General features: G+C 44.3%; 16 protein-coding genes and 2 pseudogenes. 9 read left to right on the forward strand and 9 right to left on the reverse strand.

Annotation, left to right across the window (positions count from 1 at the left end):
• Window positions 1-45: 45 nt before the first annotated feature.
• The gene (locus ONZ52_RS02480) at window positions 46-297 is read left to right on the forward strand and encodes a hypothetical protein (protein WP_265217067.1); all 252 of its coding nucleotides are present in this window, start codon (window positions 46-48) and stop codon (window positions 295-297) included.
• Between the two features lie 82 nt (window positions 298-379).
• On the opposite strand, the gene purD is transcribed toward ONZ52_RS02480, so the two are convergent.
• From purD to dsbD, 9 genes and pseudogenes are all read right to left on the reverse strand, one after another.
• Window positions 380-1,666, reverse strand: coding sequence for a phosphoribosylamine--glycine ligase (gene purD, locus ONZ52_RS02485; protein WP_265217069.1), 1,287 nt, complete (start codon window positions 1,664-1,666; stop codon window positions 380-382).
• Between the two features lie 105 nt (window positions 1,667-1,771).
• The gene (gene purH, locus ONZ52_RS02490) at window positions 1,772-3,349 is read right to left on the reverse strand and encodes a bifunctional phosphoribosylaminoimidazolecarboxamide formyltransferase/IMP cyclohydrolase (RefSeq protein ID WP_265217763.1); all 1,578 of its coding nucleotides are present in this window, start codon (window positions 3,347-3,349) and stop codon (window positions 1,772-1,774) included.
• An 87-nt stretch (window positions 3,350-3,436) separates the two neighbouring features.
• Window positions 3,437-3,715, reverse strand: coding sequence for a DNA-binding transcriptional regulator Fis (fis, locus tag ONZ52_RS02495; protein WP_012070668.1), 279 nt, complete (start codon window positions 3,713-3,715; stop codon window positions 3,437-3,439).
• Between the two features lie 118 nt (window positions 3,716-3,833).
• Window positions 3,834-4,801: pseudogene (gene dusB / locus ONZ52_RS02500) on the reverse strand (tRNA dihydrouridine synthase DusB).
• A 156-nt stretch (window positions 4,802-4,957) separates the two neighbouring features.
• Window positions 4,958-6,259 carry a zinc-ribbon and DUF3426 domain-containing protein gene (locus tag ONZ52_RS02505; RefSeq protein WP_265217071.1) on the reverse strand — a complete coding sequence of 434 codons (1,302 nt, stop codon included), beginning with the start codon at window positions 6,257-6,259 and terminating at the stop codon, window positions 4,958-4,960.
• A 45-nt stretch (window positions 6,260-6,304) separates the two neighbouring features.
• Complete coding sequence (gene prmA, locus ONZ52_RS02510; protein WP_265217073.1) at window positions 6,305-7,195, reverse strand: 50S ribosomal protein L11 methyltransferase; 891 nt, start codon at window positions 7,193-7,195, stop codon at window positions 6,305-6,307.
• A gap of 119 nt (window positions 7,196-7,314) precedes the next feature.
• On the reverse strand, window positions 7,315-8,655 hold the full coding sequence (gene accC / locus ONZ52_RS02515) for an acetyl-CoA carboxylase biotin carboxylase subunit (protein ID WP_265217074.1): 1,341 nt from the start codon (window positions 8,653-8,655) through the stop codon (window positions 7,315-7,317).
• A 20-nt stretch (window positions 8,656-8,675) separates the two neighbouring features.
• A complete protein-coding gene (accB, locus tag ONZ52_RS02520) occupies window positions 8,676-9,125 on the reverse strand; it encodes an acetyl-CoA carboxylase biotin carboxyl carrier protein (protein ID WP_265217075.1) in 450 nt (149 codons plus the stop codon).
• A gap of 393 nt (window positions 9,126-9,518) precedes the next feature.
• Entirely contained in the window at window positions 9,519-11,339 is a 1,821-nt protein-coding gene (gene dsbD / locus ONZ52_RS02525) for a protein-disulfide reductase DsbD (protein WP_265217076.1), read from the reverse strand.
• 110 nt (window positions 11,340-11,449) lie between these two features.
• Between dsbD and ONZ52_RS02530 the strand changes: the two genes are divergently transcribed.
• From ONZ52_RS02530 to ONZ52_RS02565, 8 genes and pseudogenes are all read left to right on the forward strand, one after another.
• Window positions 11,450-12,247 (forward strand): SPOR domain-containing protein, encoded by a 798-nt coding sequence (locus tag ONZ52_RS02530; RefSeq protein WP_265217077.1) that lies wholly within the window; start codon window positions 11,450-11,452, stop codon window positions 12,245-12,247.
• 12 nt (window positions 12,248-12,259) lie between these two features.
• Window positions 12,260-13,277: pseudogene (locus tag ONZ52_RS02535) on the forward strand (DUF2333 family protein).
• Between the two features lie 9 nt (window positions 13,278-13,286).
• Window positions 13,287-13,790 carry a GNAT family N-acetyltransferase gene (locus tag ONZ52_RS02540; protein WP_265217078.1) on the forward strand — a complete coding sequence of 168 codons (504 nt, stop codon included), beginning with the start codon at window positions 13,287-13,289 and terminating at the stop codon, window positions 13,788-13,790.
• An 886-nt stretch (window positions 13,791-14,676) separates the two neighbouring features.
• A complete protein-coding gene (locus ONZ52_RS02545; RefSeq protein WP_265217079.1) occupies window positions 14,677-15,114 on the forward strand; it encodes a hypothetical protein in 438 nt (145 codons plus the stop codon).
• Window positions 15,115-15,215: 101 nt separating this feature from the next.
• Window positions 15,216-15,692, forward strand: coding sequence for a hypothetical protein (locus tag ONZ52_RS02550; protein ID WP_265217080.1), 477 nt, complete (start codon window positions 15,216-15,218; stop codon window positions 15,690-15,692).
• A gap of 133 nt (window positions 15,693-15,825) precedes the next feature.
• The gene (locus tag ONZ52_RS02555) at window positions 15,826-16,089 is read left to right on the forward strand and encodes a CopG family ribbon-helix-helix protein (RefSeq protein ID WP_265217082.1); all 264 of its coding nucleotides are present in this window, start codon (window positions 15,826-15,828) and stop codon (window positions 16,087-16,089) included.
• Window positions 16,086-16,376, forward strand: a complete 291-nt coding sequence (locus ONZ52_RS02560; RefSeq protein ID WP_265217084.1) for a type II toxin-antitoxin system RelE/ParE family toxin — start codon at window positions 16,086-16,088, stop codon at window positions 16,374-16,376. Before ONZ52_RS02555 ends, ONZ52_RS02560 begins: the two co-directional genes overlap by 4 nt.
• 290 nt (window positions 16,377-16,666) lie before the next feature.
• Window positions 16,667-16,888, forward strand: a complete 222-nt coding sequence (locus ONZ52_RS02565) for a hypothetical protein (protein WP_265217086.1) — start codon at window positions 16,667-16,669, stop codon at window positions 16,886-16,888.
• Window positions 16,889-16,928: the final 40 nt, after the last annotated feature.

Genomic DNA, 16,928 nt, shown 5'->3' on the forward strand with positions numbered 1-16,928 from the left:
ACAAGTTCTATGAAGGCTATCATTATTAACTAGATAGGGGATTGAATGCTATATCCAATTTTGGTGGAACATTATGTTTGGTTTAGTCTATTGCTGTTGGGGGTCACTTGGTTTGCCAGACAGTCGAAGCCTGCAACACGAACAAATCTCATGTATGGCTATGGGATGATCGCCACATTAGGCTTCGTCCTTGGTTTTGATTGGGTGGCCGGTATTATATTTGGTTTGTTGGTATTGGAAGTTGGGCGTTTATTCAAGGCGTGGTTGGATAAGAAAGAGTCTCAGCTAAAAAAATAGCATACAGTGTATATATTGCGTATTTAGATAAGAAAAAGGCCTCAGAGAGGCCTTTTTAGCAATTTGTGTATTTTATAGAAGGCTATTTTTGTTCGCGAGCAATGGCACGGTGGCCGATGTCGGTACGGAAATACACCTTATCCCAAGACAAAGTTTTGACAACCTCGTAAGCAGACGCTTGTGCTTGAGCAACCGTATCGCCAAGAGCAACAGCGCAAAGAACACGGCCGCCGTTGGTTACTACTTGGCCGTCTTTTAGTGTTGTGCCGGCTTGAAAGACTTTCTGACCTTCAGGAAGGACTGTGTCCAAACCAGAAATGACATCGCCTTTAGGGTAATCGGCAGGGTAGCCGCCAGCAGCAAGAACAACACCTAAGCTTGCGCGTGGATCCCAATCTGCTTCAATGGTATCCAGTGTGCCATTGATGGCAGCCAAACACATTTGTGCTAAATCAGAACGCAAGCGCATCATGATTGGTTGTGTTTCTGGGTCACCAAAACGGCAGTTGTATTCGAGAGTCTTTGGTGTTCCATCCGGTGCGATCATCACGCCAGCGTATAAGAATCCACGGTAGCGGTTACCTTCAGCGTTCATGCCTTTAACCGTTGGCATGATAACTTCATTCATAATGCGATCATGAATTTCTGGTGTCACAACCGGAGCAGGAGAATAAGCCCCCATGCCGCCTGTGTTTGGGCCTTTGTCGCCGTTATCGCGTGCCTTGTGGTCTTGGCTTGTCGCCATCGGTAATACCGTTTCGCCATCTACCATACAGATAAAGCTGGCTTCTTCGCCTACCAAGAACTCTTCGATCACTACACGGCTGCCCGCATCGCCAAAGGCATTGCCTTGTAGCATGTCTTCAACCGCTTCAATGGCTTCGGCTTCCGTTTGCGCCAAGATAACGCCTTTACCAGCGGCTAGACCATCGGCCTTAACCACAATCGGGGCACCGTGTTGCTTGATGTAAGCAACCGCTGGCTCGATCTCAGTGAAGTTGCCGTAAGCAGCCGTTGGAATGTTGTGGCGCGCTAAGAAATCTTTTGTGAAGGCTTTAGAGCCTTCTAGCTGTGCTGCCGCCGCTGTGGGGCCAAAGATCGCCAAACCTTCTTTTTCAAAGGCATCGACTACACCGATGACCAAAGGCGCTTCTGGTCCAACGATCGTTAGATCAATGTTCTCACGTTTTGCAAAGGCCACAAGATCTGCAATATCAGTGACACCGATGTTGACGTTCTCTACTTTATTTTCAGTGGCAGAGCCTGCGTTACCTGGGGCAACATAGACTTTTTCGACTTGGTTCGATTGAGCGGTTTTCCATGCTAGAGCATGTTCACGACCGCCGTTACCAATAATAAGAACTTTCATTATCTAATCCTTTGTATTGCAAGCCAGAGACTTAGGTCTCTGGCGACTAACTAAAGCGTTACGTCTTTTTAGCGTGTCTAATAACGATGTGTTAATGACGGCTCTTTAATGACGGAAATGACGCATACCTGTGAAGACCATTGCCATACCAGCTTCGTCTGCCGCCGCGATGACTTCTTCGTCACGCATAGAGCCACCTGGCTGAATAACCGCTGTAATACCGGCTTGTGCTGCTGCATCGATACCATCACGGAATGGGAAGAAGGCATCAGACGCCATGACGGAGCCAGCGACTTCTAGGTTTTCATCAGCGGCTTTAATGCCCGCAATTTTAGCGCTGTATACTCGGCTCATTTGGCCTGCGCCAACGCCAATGGTTTGTTCTGCTTTGGCATAAACAATGGCATTAGATTTAACAAATTTTGCCACTTTCCAAGCAAACAATAGATCTTTTAGCTCTTCTTCGCTAGGTTGACGTTTAGAGACAATTTTAAGATCGTCTAACGTAATGACACCATCGTCACGGTCCTGAACTAATAAACCACCGTTTACGCGCTTGTAATCTAGTGCTGCTGGCTTGTCTTTTGACCATTGGCCGCACTCAAGTAGGCGAACGTTTTGTTTTGTCGCCACAATGTCGGCCGCTTCTTTGCTAACGCTTGGGGCAATGATCACTTCAACGAATTGACGATCAACAATCGCTTGTGCTGTTTTAGCGTCTAGCTCTTGGTTGAAGGCAATGATGCCACCAAATGCAGACGTTGGGTCTGTTTGGAAAGCAAGATCATAGGCTTCAAATTGAGTCGCTGCTGTAGCGACACCACAAGGGTTAGCGTGCTTAACGATAACACAAGCAGGTTTATCAAAGCTTTTTACGCATTCAAGGGCGGCATCAGTGTCAGCTATGTTGTTGTAAGACAACGCCTTACCTTGGATTTGTTTAGCCGTGCTGATAGAGGCTTCTTTCGGGTTCGCTTCTACATAAAAAGCCGCTTTCTGGTGTGGGTTCTCACCATAGCGCATTTCTTCTTGTTTGTGGAATTGTAGGTTAAATGTACGTGCAAACTCTTCGCTGCCGCCTTCTACTTTTTTACCTAGGAAGTTAGCAATGGCGCCATCGTAATGTGAAGTGTGTTCGAATGCTTTAACCGCAAGGTCGAAACGCTGTTCAAACGTCAAGCCACCATCTGCTTTAAGAGACGCTAAGATGCTTTCATAGCTGGAAGGTGAGACCACGATAGCTACGTCTTTGTGGTTTTTGGCAGCAGAGCGAACCATGGTAGGGCCACCGATATCAATATTTTCAATCGCCATCGGTAAATCGCAATCAGGACGTTCTATCGTTGCTTCGAATGGATACAGGTTAACCACCACCATATCGATTTCTTCAATGCCGTGCTCTTTCATTACAGCGCCATCGATATCACGACGACCAAGAATGCCACCGTGCACTTTTGGGTGCAGTGTTTTTACACGTCCATCCATCATTTCTGGGAAGCCTGTGTAATCAGACACTTCTGTTGCTTTAACGTTGCTGTCCAATAAAAGACGGTAAGTTCCACCGGTTGAAAGAATTTCAACACCTTGAGCGGTCAGTTCGCGCGCGAATTCGACAATGCCTGTTTTGTCGGAAACACTGATTAACGCTCGTTTGATTGGAGTTACGGTATTTTGATTTGCCATCATGGTTCTCGCAGTTAATTTAACACTAAATAAACAAGGGGAAGATAAGACGAAAAAAAGGGCGAATTCGCCCTTTTTTCTTTGTGATTATAGCATGCCGTATTGCTTTAACTTCTTACGAAGTGTTCCTCGATTTAACCCAAGGATGGTGGATGCTTTGGTTTGGTTATCCTTTGTGTAGCTCATGACAGACTCTAGCAAAGGCGCCTCAACCTCGGCTAAGACCAACTGGTATAAGTCTGTTATTGGCTGCCCATCAAGATGAGCGAAATAGTTTTGTAGGGCTTTTTCAACGTTGTCACGTAGTGTTTGTGACTGCTCTGAAGAAGCGGCTTGAAACGTATGAGTATGAGTTTGTTCTACCACAGAATGACCTTCTATTTTTAAAGCTAACCATTTGTTAATGTATATTGAGCATCGTATAGAAGGGCGATCTAACTCTTCTTTTTTGATGTTCATTACATTAAGTGTAAGGTTCGTTTGCCTATTGGCAAACAAAGAACTCTTCCAATTTATCAAGCTGTTCTTGCGTATTATCAATACGATTAAACAGGCTGCGAAATTGTGTGTTATCCGCTAACGTTTGCAGGTACCAACCAACATGCTTGCGAGCAATACGCACACCCAAATAATCACCATAAAATTGATGTAGGGCGTGCACGTGGTTAATAACAAGCTGTCTCACCTCAGATAAAGAGGAGGTGTTAACAATTCGTTTGTTTCTAAATAGTGGTTTATTTCGCGAAAAATCCACGGTCTTCCTTGGGCAGCTCGACCAATCATGATGCCATCCGCCTTGGTGTAATCTTTCACAAATTTTGCTGATTGCGCGTCTTTAATGTCCCCATTCGCAAAAATAGGGATACTCAAATGATGCTTAATCTCTGCAATCGTGTCGTATTCAACTTGTCCTTGGAATTTGCATTCCCGCGTTCGCCCATGAATGGCTAGGGCTTGAATGCCAATGTCTTCTGCCATTTTTGCAATCGCAAGACCGTTTTTTTGATCGAGGCTCCATCCCGTACGAATTTTTAGAGTGACTGGAACAGACACACTATTTACAACTGATTCCAGTATCTCACGAACAAGCGCTTCATCTTTCAGTAATGCAGAGCCTGCCGCTTTGTTGCATACTTTTTTGGCGGGGCATCCCATGTTGATATCAATGATTTGTGCGCCTAGCTCAACATTTTGTTGGGCTGCTTCAGCCATCATTTGGGGATCGCCACCAGCAATTTGAACGGATCTCGGCGAGACTTCTGCATCATGAATTAAGCGATGACGGCTTTTGGTCGAGTTCCACAGGCGAACGTCAGAAGTAACCATTTCTGATACCACTAAGCCTGCACCTAGGTCATGACAAAGGCGGCGAAATGGCAAATCTGTGACGCCAGCCATAGGGGCTAGAATGACAGGTTTGTCAACGCAATATGGGCCAATAGCAAATGCCATGATGTTCCTGAATACTGGATTGAATGTTAAAGATCGTCGACAGTGTCGAGCGGGCGTGAATAATACCTATGCAATCGTTGTTTTTGAAGTCTTGACAGGCTAAAAACTGACTATTTTTTGTCCTTTTTTAGCCCTTTATAGAAAAAGACTCCAAAACTAGTAGGACCGAGTGTCTGCTGGGAAGGCTTTGAGTTGGTGGGTCACTGCGCGCGCTCCAGGATCTTGTATGGGAATAACAAGATGAATGGGCGTACTTGGTGGCATATAAGTAATATCTAGAAAATCTTTGTGAAGGTAATCGCTGGGTGAAAAGAGTCTAGCGGCAACTGGCTTACCATTTAAATCAAAAAACTCTAGTGCGATTTTGGGCATCGGCTGAGAAAAACGGCTGATGTTGTTGATAATCGCATTGACTAATAATGTGTTGGGGAGGGTTGGGTGGCTTTGTATGCGCACATGCTGGATAGTGATGGTACTGACATCCTCAAATCGTGGTAAAACGCAGCCAGAATAAGAACAAATAGTCCTGTAAAAGGATCGAAAGTTAGAAGATCTGCTGCCTTCTTCAAAAAAGTGCATGGCAATCTGCAAGGCAAGTAGTGCTGCACCTAAGAGCGATGCGAAAAACCACAACCATGGATGACCGTTTTTGCGGCGTGAGTTGGATTCATTTTCACCGAGTAAAGGAGCAAGGCTTTGCTGGGCAGACAATTGCTCAAGAATGCTGTGTTGGTACTTGAGGTCAGATGGCCGTGTTTGTTCTGCTGCACTTTGCGCTAGCGAATGCAGTGCTGTCATGTAATCGGGTTCTTTTTGCGTTGCTGACGGCTGTTCGATGTTTGTCAGCTTTGCCGTTATGCTCTCTGGTGAGAGTGTTCTTGCTATCGTGTTGTTGTTCGCTGGGGTGTTATTGGTCTGTATATTGACTGTTGGTGTGGCTTTAAGAGCGGCCTCAACTTCGGCAAGCTCAACTTCCCAAGGGGCTGGTTCGTCAGACCGATTCGCCGCCATTGAGCGCTTAGCATTTGTGGCCGGTCTAGGAGGATCTAATGGTTTGTTGGCTGTTTTCTGGTCGATACTTTTAGGAGATGAGGTCTCATCTTGGTAAGGATCCAGTGTCGTGACTAAGCTGTTTTCATCAAAAGGATTAAGATCTTTATCGTCAAATAATGTATCCAGCCAATCTGGATTGACAATTTCTTCTGTTGGTGGCACTCGTTTTTCTACCTGTGTGCCCACATCGCCGGTTTGTATGTTTGCCTTATCTGTCTGTACGATTGGGGAAGCCGATGATATTGACGGCTCAACTTTTGCCTTGTGGTTGATGGAGTCGCTAGCATTGAAGATGTGAAAACATTGGCCACATCTGACTTTGCCCTTGGCCATGCTTAATACTTCATCGCTTACTCGAAATGCGGTTGAACATTTTGGGCAACGGGTTATTAGGCTATTGGCCATGGGGTGCTGTCTTCCTGTTTAAATCTTGACTGGGTTAATGGATTATTATGCGTGTTTAGTGCCAACGATACGAACCCATTCTTCTTTTTCTGTAATGGAATCAATGGTGAACCATTCTTGATAGGCTTCTATCACTTCCTGTGCTTGGTTGGCCAGTATTCCCGAAAGGGCTAGTTGACCTTGTGTTTTAACTAGCGCAGAAATAGTCGGTGCTAGGTTCGCTAATGGGCCTGCAAGGATGTTTGCTACCACAATATCGGCTTGTAGATCGGATTCGTAAGGCGGAAGCTTTACTTCTAGACGGCTAGGGTCGATGTTGTTGCGTTCTGCATTGGCCTCGGTTGCTTGCACGGCTTGTGGGTCGATATCAATGCCCACCATATTGTTAGCACCAAGCAATAAGCCTGCGATGCCAAGAATGCCTGAGCCGCAGCCGTAATCTATGATGATTTTGCCTTGGCAATCAATGCTGTCTAGCCATTGTAGGCATAATGCGGTAGTAGGGTGGGTACCTGTGCCAAATGCCAAGCCAGGATCTAGCATTAGCGTAACAGCATTTGGATCAGGGACTTCACGCCAGCTTGGGCATACCCAAAGGCGTTCACCAAACTGAATGGGATGATAGTTATCCATCCATTCTCTTTCCCAGTCCTTGTCTTCCAGTATTTCAATTTTCATATCGATATCTGTTTCGCCTAGAGACACGGCTTTGTGTTCTACAACGGGGCGAATGTGTTCAACATCGGCATCAGCCTCGAACAATCCTGTTACTTTGGTGTTTTTCCATAGCGGCGTAGTGTTAAGGTCTGGCTCATATACCGGATCGTCATGGACATCTTCAAAAGTGACAACCAAGGCGCCGCACTCAAGAAGGGTATCTTCAAAAGCTGGGACATGATCGGGCGTGGTGTGAATACGTATTTGAAGCCAAGGCATAAAGTGGAGTCCAACAATAAAACAAACAGGAATAGAATAGCGAAGCTTGAAGCGAGAGGCGAGAGGAAAATGATTACCCCTAGTGATTTATCTTATCACTAGGGGTAAAACTGCGGCCTTTATAGACCGAGTTTTTTCTCCAAATAATGGATATTAACGCCACCAGCAATGAAATTAGCATCATTTACTAGGTCTTTTTGTAGCTCTATGTTGGTTTTAATACCATCGATGAAGGTTTCATCTAGAGCGCCAGAAAGGCGTTTTAGTGCAGCCGTACGGTCCGGTGCATGGCAGATGATTTTGGCAATCATTGAGTCATACGTAGGAGGTACTGTATAGCCGCTGTACAAATGCGAGTCAACACGAACACCCATGCCGCCTGGAGCATGGAAATAATCCACTTTACCTGGACAAGGCATGAAGGTTTTCGCGTCTTCTGCGTTGATACGAGATTCAACGGCGTGGCCGTTTAGCTTGATGTCTTCTTGTTTCAAGGACAATGGCAAGCCACTTGCGATGCGAAGTTGTTCTTTAACGATATCTACGCCTGTTACCATTTCAGTCACAGGGTGCTCTACTTGAACACGAGTATTCATTTCGATGAAGTAGAAATTGCCGTCTTCGTATAAGAATTCAAACGTACCTGCGCCACGGTAGTTGATCTTGATACAAGCATCAACACAGGCTTTTAAACACGCTTGACGAGATTCTTCGTTAAGCATTGGAGCCGGAGCTTCTTCCAATACTTTTTGGTGGCGACGTTGTAAAGAGCAGTCACGATCGTATAAGTGGATCGCGTTGCCTTGACCGTCGGCCAATACTTGTACTTCAACGTGACGAGGGTTTTGTAGGAATTTCTCCATATAAACCGTGCTATCACCAAAGTAAGAGCCAGCTTCAGATTGAGTAATGCTGATGGATTTTAGTAGGCTGCCTTCGTTATGAACAACACGCATACCACGACCACCACCACCTGCAGCAGCTTTCACAATCACAGGGAAGCCGATTTCTCTTGCAACACGTAAACATTCATCTGGATCAGAAGGCACTGGGCCGTTTGAGCCAGGAACGGTCGGCACGCCTGCTTCTTTCATGGCTCGAATAGCTGAAACTTTGTCACCCATTAGGCGAATGGTTTCTGCTTTCGGGCCGATAAAAACGAATCCTGAGTTTTCAACTTGTTCTGCAAAGTCTGCGTTTTCTGCAAGGAAACCATAGCCTGGGTGAATGGCAGAGGTGTCTGTTAATTCTGCTGCGCTAATAATCGCAGGGATGTTTAAGTAACTTTGAGACGATGGGTTGGGTCCTATGCAGATAGACTCATCTGCAAGGCGCACATGTAACAAGTCACGGTCAATCTTTGAGTGAACCGCAACGGTTTTGATACCGAGCTCTTTGCACGCGCGTAAAATACGCAGTGCGATTTCGCCTCGGTTAGCAATCAATACCTTATCGAGCATGATGAAACCTTTGCGTTGGATTAAATGATAGTAATAAGAGGCTGGTCAAACTCAACTGGTTCACCATCTTCTACAAGAATGGCACCAATCGTACCAGATTTGTCGGCTTCGATTTGGTTCATCATTTTCATTGCTTCAACGATACAGATAGTATCGCCTACATTAACTTTTTGGCCTACTTCGATGAAAGGCTTGGCACCTGGTGCAGAAGATTTGTAGTAAGTGCCAACCATTGGAGAATTTACTGTGTGGCCAGTAACTGCAGCTGGAGCCTCTGGCGCTGCAGTCGAAGCAGCAGCAACTGGGGCAGCAGCAGGGGCTGCCATCATTGGAGCATGCATCATAGGTGCTTGAACTGGCGCACCACCACGACTAATACGAACTGCTTCTTCGCCTTCTTTGATTTCAATCTCGTAGACGTTAGATTCTTCTAATAGTTCGATTAGTTTTTTGATTTTACGAATGTCCATGGTTACTCTCTTCTGTCTGTATGGATGATATCAGCGATACTTAGGTCGCTGACTATTAGAGGTTTTGTACAGGATCACTGACTATTAAGGTATGGCTTAAATATACTTAAAAGACGAATTTATACAGTTATAAATGCGGCTTCTGCGTCTATTCTTGCTTTCACCCAGATCTGTTAGTACCTAGTGCAAAATTCTCTATGTATAAATTTCTGTGTACAGTTTGCTGTGATCTGCAAATCGCGCTTTTATGAAAAATAAGAATTGTAAAAGCATGTAACTGGAAATTATCGATAAAAAGCTGGATATTGTCCAGTTATGCGGCAAAAAAACCTAAAAATGTTTGCCTTGGTTGTTTTGTGATCTCTAGTAAACCCCTTCCTTTTTCAATCTAAATCACGGCAAGGTAATGGCTTCCAATCTGTTTATCAGGGTGGATTTTGTAGGTTCGCCCATCAAGGTCAGCGCTTTGCGTTCGTTACCTTCTTGGTCTAAAAATACCAATGATGGGGGGCCAAACAGGTGGAAATGCTGCATCAATGCTTGATTTTGTGCTGAATTTTTCGTGACATCGACTCTAATCAATTGCACCTTTTTGATCAGCGGTGAGACGTCTGGAGCCACAAACATCTCTTCTAGTACCCGACAGCTGACACACCAATCAGCATAAAGGTCCAGCATAATAGGTCGAGTGTCTTGATTGGCGATGATGTTATTAAGTTCATCTAAACTGGTAATGGTGGCATCAAAAACAACCTCTTTGTTTGTTATTGAGGATGACGACATATTTTTCAAGGGGGATAATGGGGTACTGCTACCTGTGGTGGCACCGATAAACTGAAGACTGCCTACAATGAAGAATAGTAAAGCAAAAAACCAGCGAACGGGATGAGAGAGGGCCTGTCGCGTTCGGTGAAAAAAATAGCCGCTTATTGCTATCGCGAGTGCGCCCCAAAGATACAAATGGCTGTTTGAAGGTATCCAGCGAGTGAGTAGCCAGATGGCCATAGCAAGTAACCCAAACCCCATTAGTACTTTTATATCCTGCAACCATTCACCGCTTTTGGGCAGTATTTTAGGGCCAAATGCACCGACTAGCAGTAAAGGAACCCCCATTCCAAGCGCCATCACAAAGAGTATCATTGCCCCATACCAAGCATTGCCTTGGCTGCTTATAAACAGCAAGGCACCAGCGAGTGGTGCCGATACGCAAGGTGAAACAATAAGAGTGGACAGCACACCAGCGACAAAAATACTCAAACTTGATCGCCACGTAGAATTAGAGACAGAGTTCGACGTTTGCAAACGTTGTTGCCAAGCACTGGGTAGCCTTAGCTCATACACGCCAAACATAGCGAGAGCAAGTAACACAAATAACAAGGCACTGATCATTAATAATACGGGGTTTTGCAGTTGAGCTTGCATATTCAGTTGAATACCAAAAACACCCACTAATCCACCTATCATGGCGTACGTTAGCGCCATGGCAAAAACATAAACCGCGCTATAATAAAAACCGCCTAGCTTTGAATGGCGAGATCCGATCACAATAGCGCTAACGATAGGGATCATCGGTAGGACACAGGGCGTAAAAGAAAGCAGCAACCCTAAACCAAACACTACGGCCAATGTGGTCCATAAGGTATTGGTGCTGATCAATTGGCTTACCGTTTGTGCTTCTGAAAGCTGGAGAGGTTTATCTTGGACAGTAGAGGTATTGTTACCTTGTGGGAGATTTTGTGCATTATTATTTGTAATTTCAGGCGATAGAGCGGGTACGGTAAACTGAATGGGCATGGCCTGAGGGGCGTAACATAATCCCTTATCAGCACAGCCTTGATACGTTAACATAGCGTTAATCTCTGTGCCTGGTGTCAGCGTAATGTCGTAGTAAATCGGCAAGCTTAATTGCTCTCGATAGACGATTACGTCACCATAATAAGGGTCTTGTTGAGATTCACCAGCTGGGAAAGGCGAAAAGTGTAATTTATGAGCTTGTTCACCAGACAAGCTGAACTGTTCTTGGTATAAGTAGTAGCCATCTTGAATCTGCCACGTTGCTGTGAGTTTGCCATCTATAGGCGCGGAAATGGATAATTGAAAGGCTTGATCCACTGGTAAGAACTCTGGTTCTGAAAGTCTTGACGTCGGGCCGAAAGTGAACGCTTGGCAAAGGCTGTGAAATAGCAATAAGAACAGTAGAGCGAGTGGGCGCATAAATATCTTCAATCAAGTTAGGCGAGTTGTGTAAATCCATATTTCATCACGCTGAGTATAAGGTGTAGACTACCAACCCATCTTTAAGTTGCCAATCACAAGGGGATAAATTGAGTAAAAACCTAGTTTCTTTTCTAATTGCTGTAGTATTCTTGACAGGTTGTCAGGGAAACGTAAAGCCGACACAGAAAAGTCAGCCCGCACCAAAAATACAATCCCAGCAGACAGCACCAAAACAAGTGTCTGCAAGTAAGCCTTTGGCGCCAGCGACAACACCGACTCAGCAGCCGAAAGTGGTAAAAACACCAACAGCTTTTGAGCGTATTACACTTAACTTGATTGCCATGGGCGAAGAGGCTCTTGCCGAAGAGCGCCTTTTGACCCCAGTGGATGATAATGCCAATTTATATTTTCAGGCCGCATTAGGTCGAGATCCTGGCAACTTTAGAGCCAGTCAAGGTATAAGCGCCATTGTTGATATTTATACCCAATGGGCGTGGAAAGCGGCACAGAGTAAAGACTATGCAAAATCTGCACTGTATTTAGAATATGCACGTTCTGTTAATCCAGAAGATCCGTCTATTACGGAAATGTCTTCTCGCATAAAAAGTCAGCGTGGCAATACCAATAGAAATTCGAACACGCAGGGCGTTAAGAAAGCATTAAAAGAAGGGCAGTACTTATTGCCTAGTAATCTTTTCAGCCTAAGTGAAAAAGAAATACTTGCCAATATTCAGCCTATTATAGATGACGTGGCAAAGACACAGCAGTCAATTAATATTTATTGGCCCAATGACAAAGAAGCACGTTTGCTTTATCAGATCATTAATAGTCGTGTTACAGAGTTTCGTGTTCGTGCGATGACGTATAATCGTGCTGATAACATGGTGGAATTACAACAAGATTAAGGTAGGTCGATGATGTCACGGTTCAAGGGCAAAATGCAGAGTTTAAAACCAAACATTAATATGTCCGGTATGGGGAAAATCGTTTTTTTTGCTGTACTGATAATGGCGGTGTTACTGAGCTTTTTAGGTATGTACTGGAGCCGTGAGCCAGATCAATTTGACGTTGTGGCTGCCGCAAAAGAAAAAGCAGCTGAACGAGGTTATTTAAATAACAGCAAAAAACTCGCCGTTGGTTACACTACAGCCAGTACTTTGCATTCTATAGTAGATACTTTGTTGGAAAAACCGGGTGGCTTTATATCCAATGATATTATGCCGCCAGGAGTGTTCATGGATAACATGCCAGCATGGGAGTTTGGCGTATTGGTCCAGTCACGAGATCTTGCCAGAGCATTTCGTAAAGAATTTAGCCGTTCGCAATCTCAGTCCACAGAGGATGTGAACTTAAAAATAGCCGAGCCGCAATTTAATTTTGATAATAAAAGTTGGGCCTTACCATCCAGTGAAAGTGAATATCGTCGTGGCAATAAAGAGTTAATGGAATACCTTGATCGCTTGTCGAGCGAGTCTAATAATAAAGCTCAGTTTTATGCCCGTGCTGATAACCTTGCTGATTGGCTATCGGATGTCAGTACTCGGTTAGGTAGCCTTTCTCAGCGATTATCGGCCAGTGTTATTGACGACAAGCCACAATTGGAGTCGGATGAAAACACGCGTTATGTCAGAACTCCTTGGTCTAAAGTCGATGATGTTTTCTACGAAGCGCGAGGCACCAGTTGGGCTTTGATTCACATGTTACGTGCGGTAGAAGTGGATTTTGTTTTTACCTTGCAAGATAAAAATGCCTTGGTTAGCTTGCGTCAAATTATCCGTGAACTAGAAGCAACACAAGCCAGCATTTGGTCGCCGTTTATCTTAAATGGCAGTGGGTTTGGTGTCTTGGCAAATCACTCTTTTAGTCATGGCTTCTTACATCGCTCGTGCTAACACCGCGGTCATTGATTTACGTCGTTTGCTCCAACAGGGGTAATCACACCGTATGCCATTTACTGTAAGTCAGGGGATTCGTCGCGCCATACTGGACGATGCCCCTGCTATTCTAAGCATATTCCAACAGTGCGATCTCTTCGATAACTCTGCTCATCGCCAATTGAGCATCGGCTTATTAGATGTTATCGATTGGCTGGAAAATGCGACGGATAAACATCCCATGTTCGTATTAGAAGAGCAGGGTGACGTGATAGCATGGTGCTCAATTGAGTCCTTCTACGGACTGCCAGCTTTCGACGCTGCTAGCGAAATCAGCTTGTATGTATTGCCAACACAGCACCGAAAGGGCCTTGGTACTGCGCTATTTCATTATCTAGAAAAAGAACGTCACCACATTGGTTTTACCCACCTTATCGCATACATATACGCCAGTAACCTAGAAAGCCAAGGCTTCTTTAAACGCCAAGGATTTGAGCAATGGGGGCTACTGCCCAACATTGCCCAGAATGAACAGATCAAAGAAGACGTGCTTTTATTGGGACGAGAGTTTTAGTTCTTCAGGTATATTTGTTTCCTTTCAAGGGCTTTGTTTTCCCAACCTTTATTCCGCTCTGCTGAGCTGTCTATTGGGTGAAATAACGCGTCGAACGGACTTCTTCGTGACTATTCGTGTAAAGGCAAACCGCAGGGCATCATGAGCGCAGCGACTCTCTAATTAAAAAAATGCCGTTGGAAGCGAAGCTTTCACATGTAGGTCGTCCTTCAGGGCGACAAAAACTAAACGTGCAGGCGCACTATTAATTGTTGAACTAAGTCTAATTACTGAGATAAGCCGCTTCGCGGATCGACAGAGAAGAGTAAGTAAGGCCATAAGGCCTGAGCGAATCGCTTGCCTCGCGGGTCAAATCGCGCTACAAAGAGCAAACAAAGAACCAACATAACAGTGCTCAAAGAGCATCAGAAGCAGCATAGTCCAGACAGGCTTTGGCATTTAGCGAGTTATATAACAGGGAAGTCCTACCATGAAAGAAGCAAAACCCCTATACAGACAACGCTGCCGTTCAACAGTGGGTTATAGCCGCAGCTACGCTGCCGTATAACCCTTAATTGTTAAGCAACACTAAGGCATAGCATGGAATTCTTAACGAAAAATTTTAAAACGTTCTGGTGGGCTGTCCTTATATTCTCCATAGGTTTCTATCTATTTGACAGGTATCCAGAGTTACAGAAATCACAGGCCCAGTGGTTTGATGCGCTTGTTTTTATAATATGGGTTGTTTTGTGTTTGGTGCCCTTTTTTAACGAAATGGAGTTGTTTGGTCTTAAATTTAAAAATCAGATTGAAGAGGTCAAAGAGCACGTTTCTAAAGAAATAGCGTCTATAAGAAACGAAGTTAAAGTGACTAGTGATAATTCACAGTCAATGAAGTCACAACTTCATGTTCGGTTATCCACCTCCGCCAGACTCACAACTTCACAATATTGAAGAGCAGGTCAAAAAAGCTGTCGAATCTGCAATGCAAGGGTATGCGCCAAGGAATTCAGATGTATCCCAGTTTTACAGTAATCCTGCTACTACCGACCTAGACATATTATTCAGGGCACGTTATTCAATAGAAAAATCACTTAGAACAATATTTAACTCTATAGCAGAAGACAAAAGGCGTAGGCCAGAACCGGTTTTTCGCATTGTAGAGTATTTGATAAAAAATGAGCTAATCGCACCTCAAATGGGCAATGCTATTAGAGAAGTTTATTCTGTTTGCTCGCCAGCCATACACGGCGAAGATGTTTCTCCGGCGCAAGTTGATTTTGTAAGAAATACAGCCCCGGAGTTAATATCTGCATTAGAAGTAATCTCAGAGCGTTATGCTTAACAACGTCATCAATTTGACCGTCTTATGCTGCGCTTCAGGCGGCAAATTATGGCGGTGTTAAACACTAAGATCAGTCTGAGGAGTACGATGAAAATGGACAAGTGGCCAGCTTTTGTAGCATTTTTGCTCACTGCTTCCTCGTTATTTTCTTCGTGGTACTCGGAGGCATCTTTCACGAAATCCCGACTGCAATTACTGCCTTTATTTATGGTGTGGCGCTAATCACAATCTATGCATTGCTTATTGGCAAAAATCTCGGGCATAACGGACTTTTGGGTTCGCGACTTGCTTTTATTCATCTTGGCTCGTCCCTTATTCTCCTTGTACTCGGAATCGTTGCTGAAAAAGTAATTCCGTTGGTTGGCGGTGCAATCAGTTATGTTTCGGTAATGGCCTTTTATATTCTTAATATGCCTGGGCTTCCTTTTTCAAAGCTACTGCCGTATCCAGGAGAACCAGAATTATTGTGGCAGGTACTCGGGTATGCTGTCCTAATCGCAACTACAACGGTATGGCTGTTTCTAGCATCTGTTATTGGCAGTTTGCTCTTAAGGGTGCTTGATAAAAGCCATGCTTAACAAGCGCATGTGGTCGGACTGGTTTTCCGCTGCGCTCCAAACCAGTCGCAAAACCGAGCATTACAAATCACTCTAGCCTTGAGTACTCGTATGTACTAAAGTGTATTACAAACTAGTACAGGAGAGCGTTTCAATGGGTATTACCAGTATTCGGCTAGCAGATGATATAGATAAGCCACTTGAGATTTTAGCTAGCAAGCTAGATAGAAGTAAAAATTATCTTATAAATCAAGCAATTAAAGAGTTTTTGGCAAGGCAGTCCGTAGAGGAGTCTAGGTGGGCAGACACTCTGGAGGCTCTAGAGTCTATTAAAGCAGGTAAATCCATTGCTGAAGCAGATGTGAATGCCTGGCTAAACAGCTGGGGCACTGTTGAGCGCAAAGAGCCACCGAAATGATAGAGGTTGAATATTCCCCAGAGTCGATGAAAGACCTTCAACGGATTGTTGAGTTTGTTGAGGTTAAGAATCCTTACGCTGCACGAAGAATCGCAATTGATCTTCAAGAAGGAATTTTCAAACTAAAGCAATTCCCTGAAATTGGCTTGCCGGTTATAAAAGCGCCTGATCCTGAAAAAATCCGAGATCTATATATTGGTGATTATACCGTACGGTATTTAATCACCAGTGGTATTGTTTATATTTTGAGAGTTTGGCACAGCAAGGAAAATGAGAAAAATTTATAACAAAACAAAGTAGCGGATTCGCTATGCTCCCTGCTGTTTGTGGCGTTATGTCTAAGGAGATAAAGTACCTATCAATGGCAACATACAACATGTCTCTGCACAATTAACGATTATTTGCTGTTCTTACGAGTAAAGTGGAGTTTACTTAAAGTGAAATATCTTGGTGTTGATTCATCCCGACACTTTTTCGAAGATTTTTTGCTTGTTAGCTGCACTCTATTTTTCGTTGTGCTTTGCTCTACTACAAATGGTCGTCAGCTGGCGGTGTTATGTTTACTGAGGGATAGTTCATGAAAGTCGCTTTTAACAAAAAGCTATGGTTTGCGATCTTTGCCCTATGCTTTAGTTTTTCTACGCAAATTGCATTCGCCGATGAACCGCCAGTTAAGAAGAGTAAGAGTGGGATTTGTCATGCGAAAGGAAGCACCTATTATTCTAAAACTAAGAACTTTACTGCATATCAAACAATGGAAGCGTGTTTAGAAAGCGGAGGGCGTCGTCCAAAGCGGTAAGCATAGAAAATGCTTTAAATCGCTCTATTAATTTAATAAA

The organism is Marinomonas rhodophyticola (assembly GCF_026113935.1).
Taxonomy (GTDB): domain Bacteria; phylum Pseudomonadota; class Gammaproteobacteria; order Pseudomonadales; family Marinomonadaceae; genus Marinomonas; species Marinomonas rhodophyticola.

Excerpts from the sequence above, each read along its gene's own strand:
- ONZ52_RS02565 (WP_265217086.1), top strand. The coding sequence starts at position 16,667 with ATGAAAGTCGCTTTTAACAAAAAGCTATGGTTTGCGATCTTTGCCCTA.
- accB (WP_265217075.1), bottom strand. The coding sequence starts at position 9,125 with ATGGACATTCGTAAAATCAAAAAACTAATCGAACTATTAGAAGAATCT.
- purD (WP_265217069.1), bottom strand. The coding sequence starts at position 1,666 with ATGAAAGTTCTTATTATTGGTAACGGCGGTCGTGAACATGCTCTAGCA.
- ONZ52_RS02560 (WP_265217084.1), top strand. The coding sequence starts at position 16,086 with ATGATAGAGGTTGAATATTCCCCAGAGTCGATGAAAGACCTTCAACGG.
- ONZ52_RS02480 (WP_265217067.1), top strand. The coding sequence starts at position 46 with ATGCTATATCCAATTTTGGTGGAACATTATGTTTGGTTTAGTCTATTG.
- purH (WP_265217763.1), bottom strand. The coding sequence starts at position 3,349 with ATGGCAAATCAAAATACCGTAACTCCAATCAAACGAGCGTTAATCAGT.
- accC (WP_265217074.1), bottom strand. The coding sequence starts at position 8,655 with ATGCTCGATAAGGTATTGATTGCTAACCGAGGCGAAATCGCACTGCGT.
- ONZ52_RS02555 (WP_265217082.1), top strand. The coding sequence starts at position 15,826 with ATGGGTATTACCAGTATTCGGCTAGCAGATGATATAGATAAGCCACTT.
- ONZ52_RS02505 (WP_265217071.1), bottom strand. The coding sequence starts at position 6,259 with ATGGCCAATAGCCTAATAACCCGTTGCCCAAAATGTTCAACCGCATTT.
- ONZ52_RS02540 (WP_265217078.1), top strand. The coding sequence starts at position 13,287 with ATGCCATTTACTGTAAGTCAGGGGATTCGTCGCGCCATACTGGACGAT.
- ONZ52_RS02545 (WP_265217079.1), top strand. The coding sequence starts at position 14,677 with ATGTTCGGTTATCCACCTCCGCCAGACTCACAACTTCACAATATTGAA.
- prmA (WP_265217073.1), bottom strand. The coding sequence starts at position 7,195 with ATGCCTTGGCTTCAAATACGTATTCACACCACGCCCGATCATGTCCCA.
- dsbD (WP_265217076.1), bottom strand. The coding sequence starts at position 11,339 with ATGCGCCCACTCGCTCTACTGTTCTTATTGCTATTTCACAGCCTTTGC.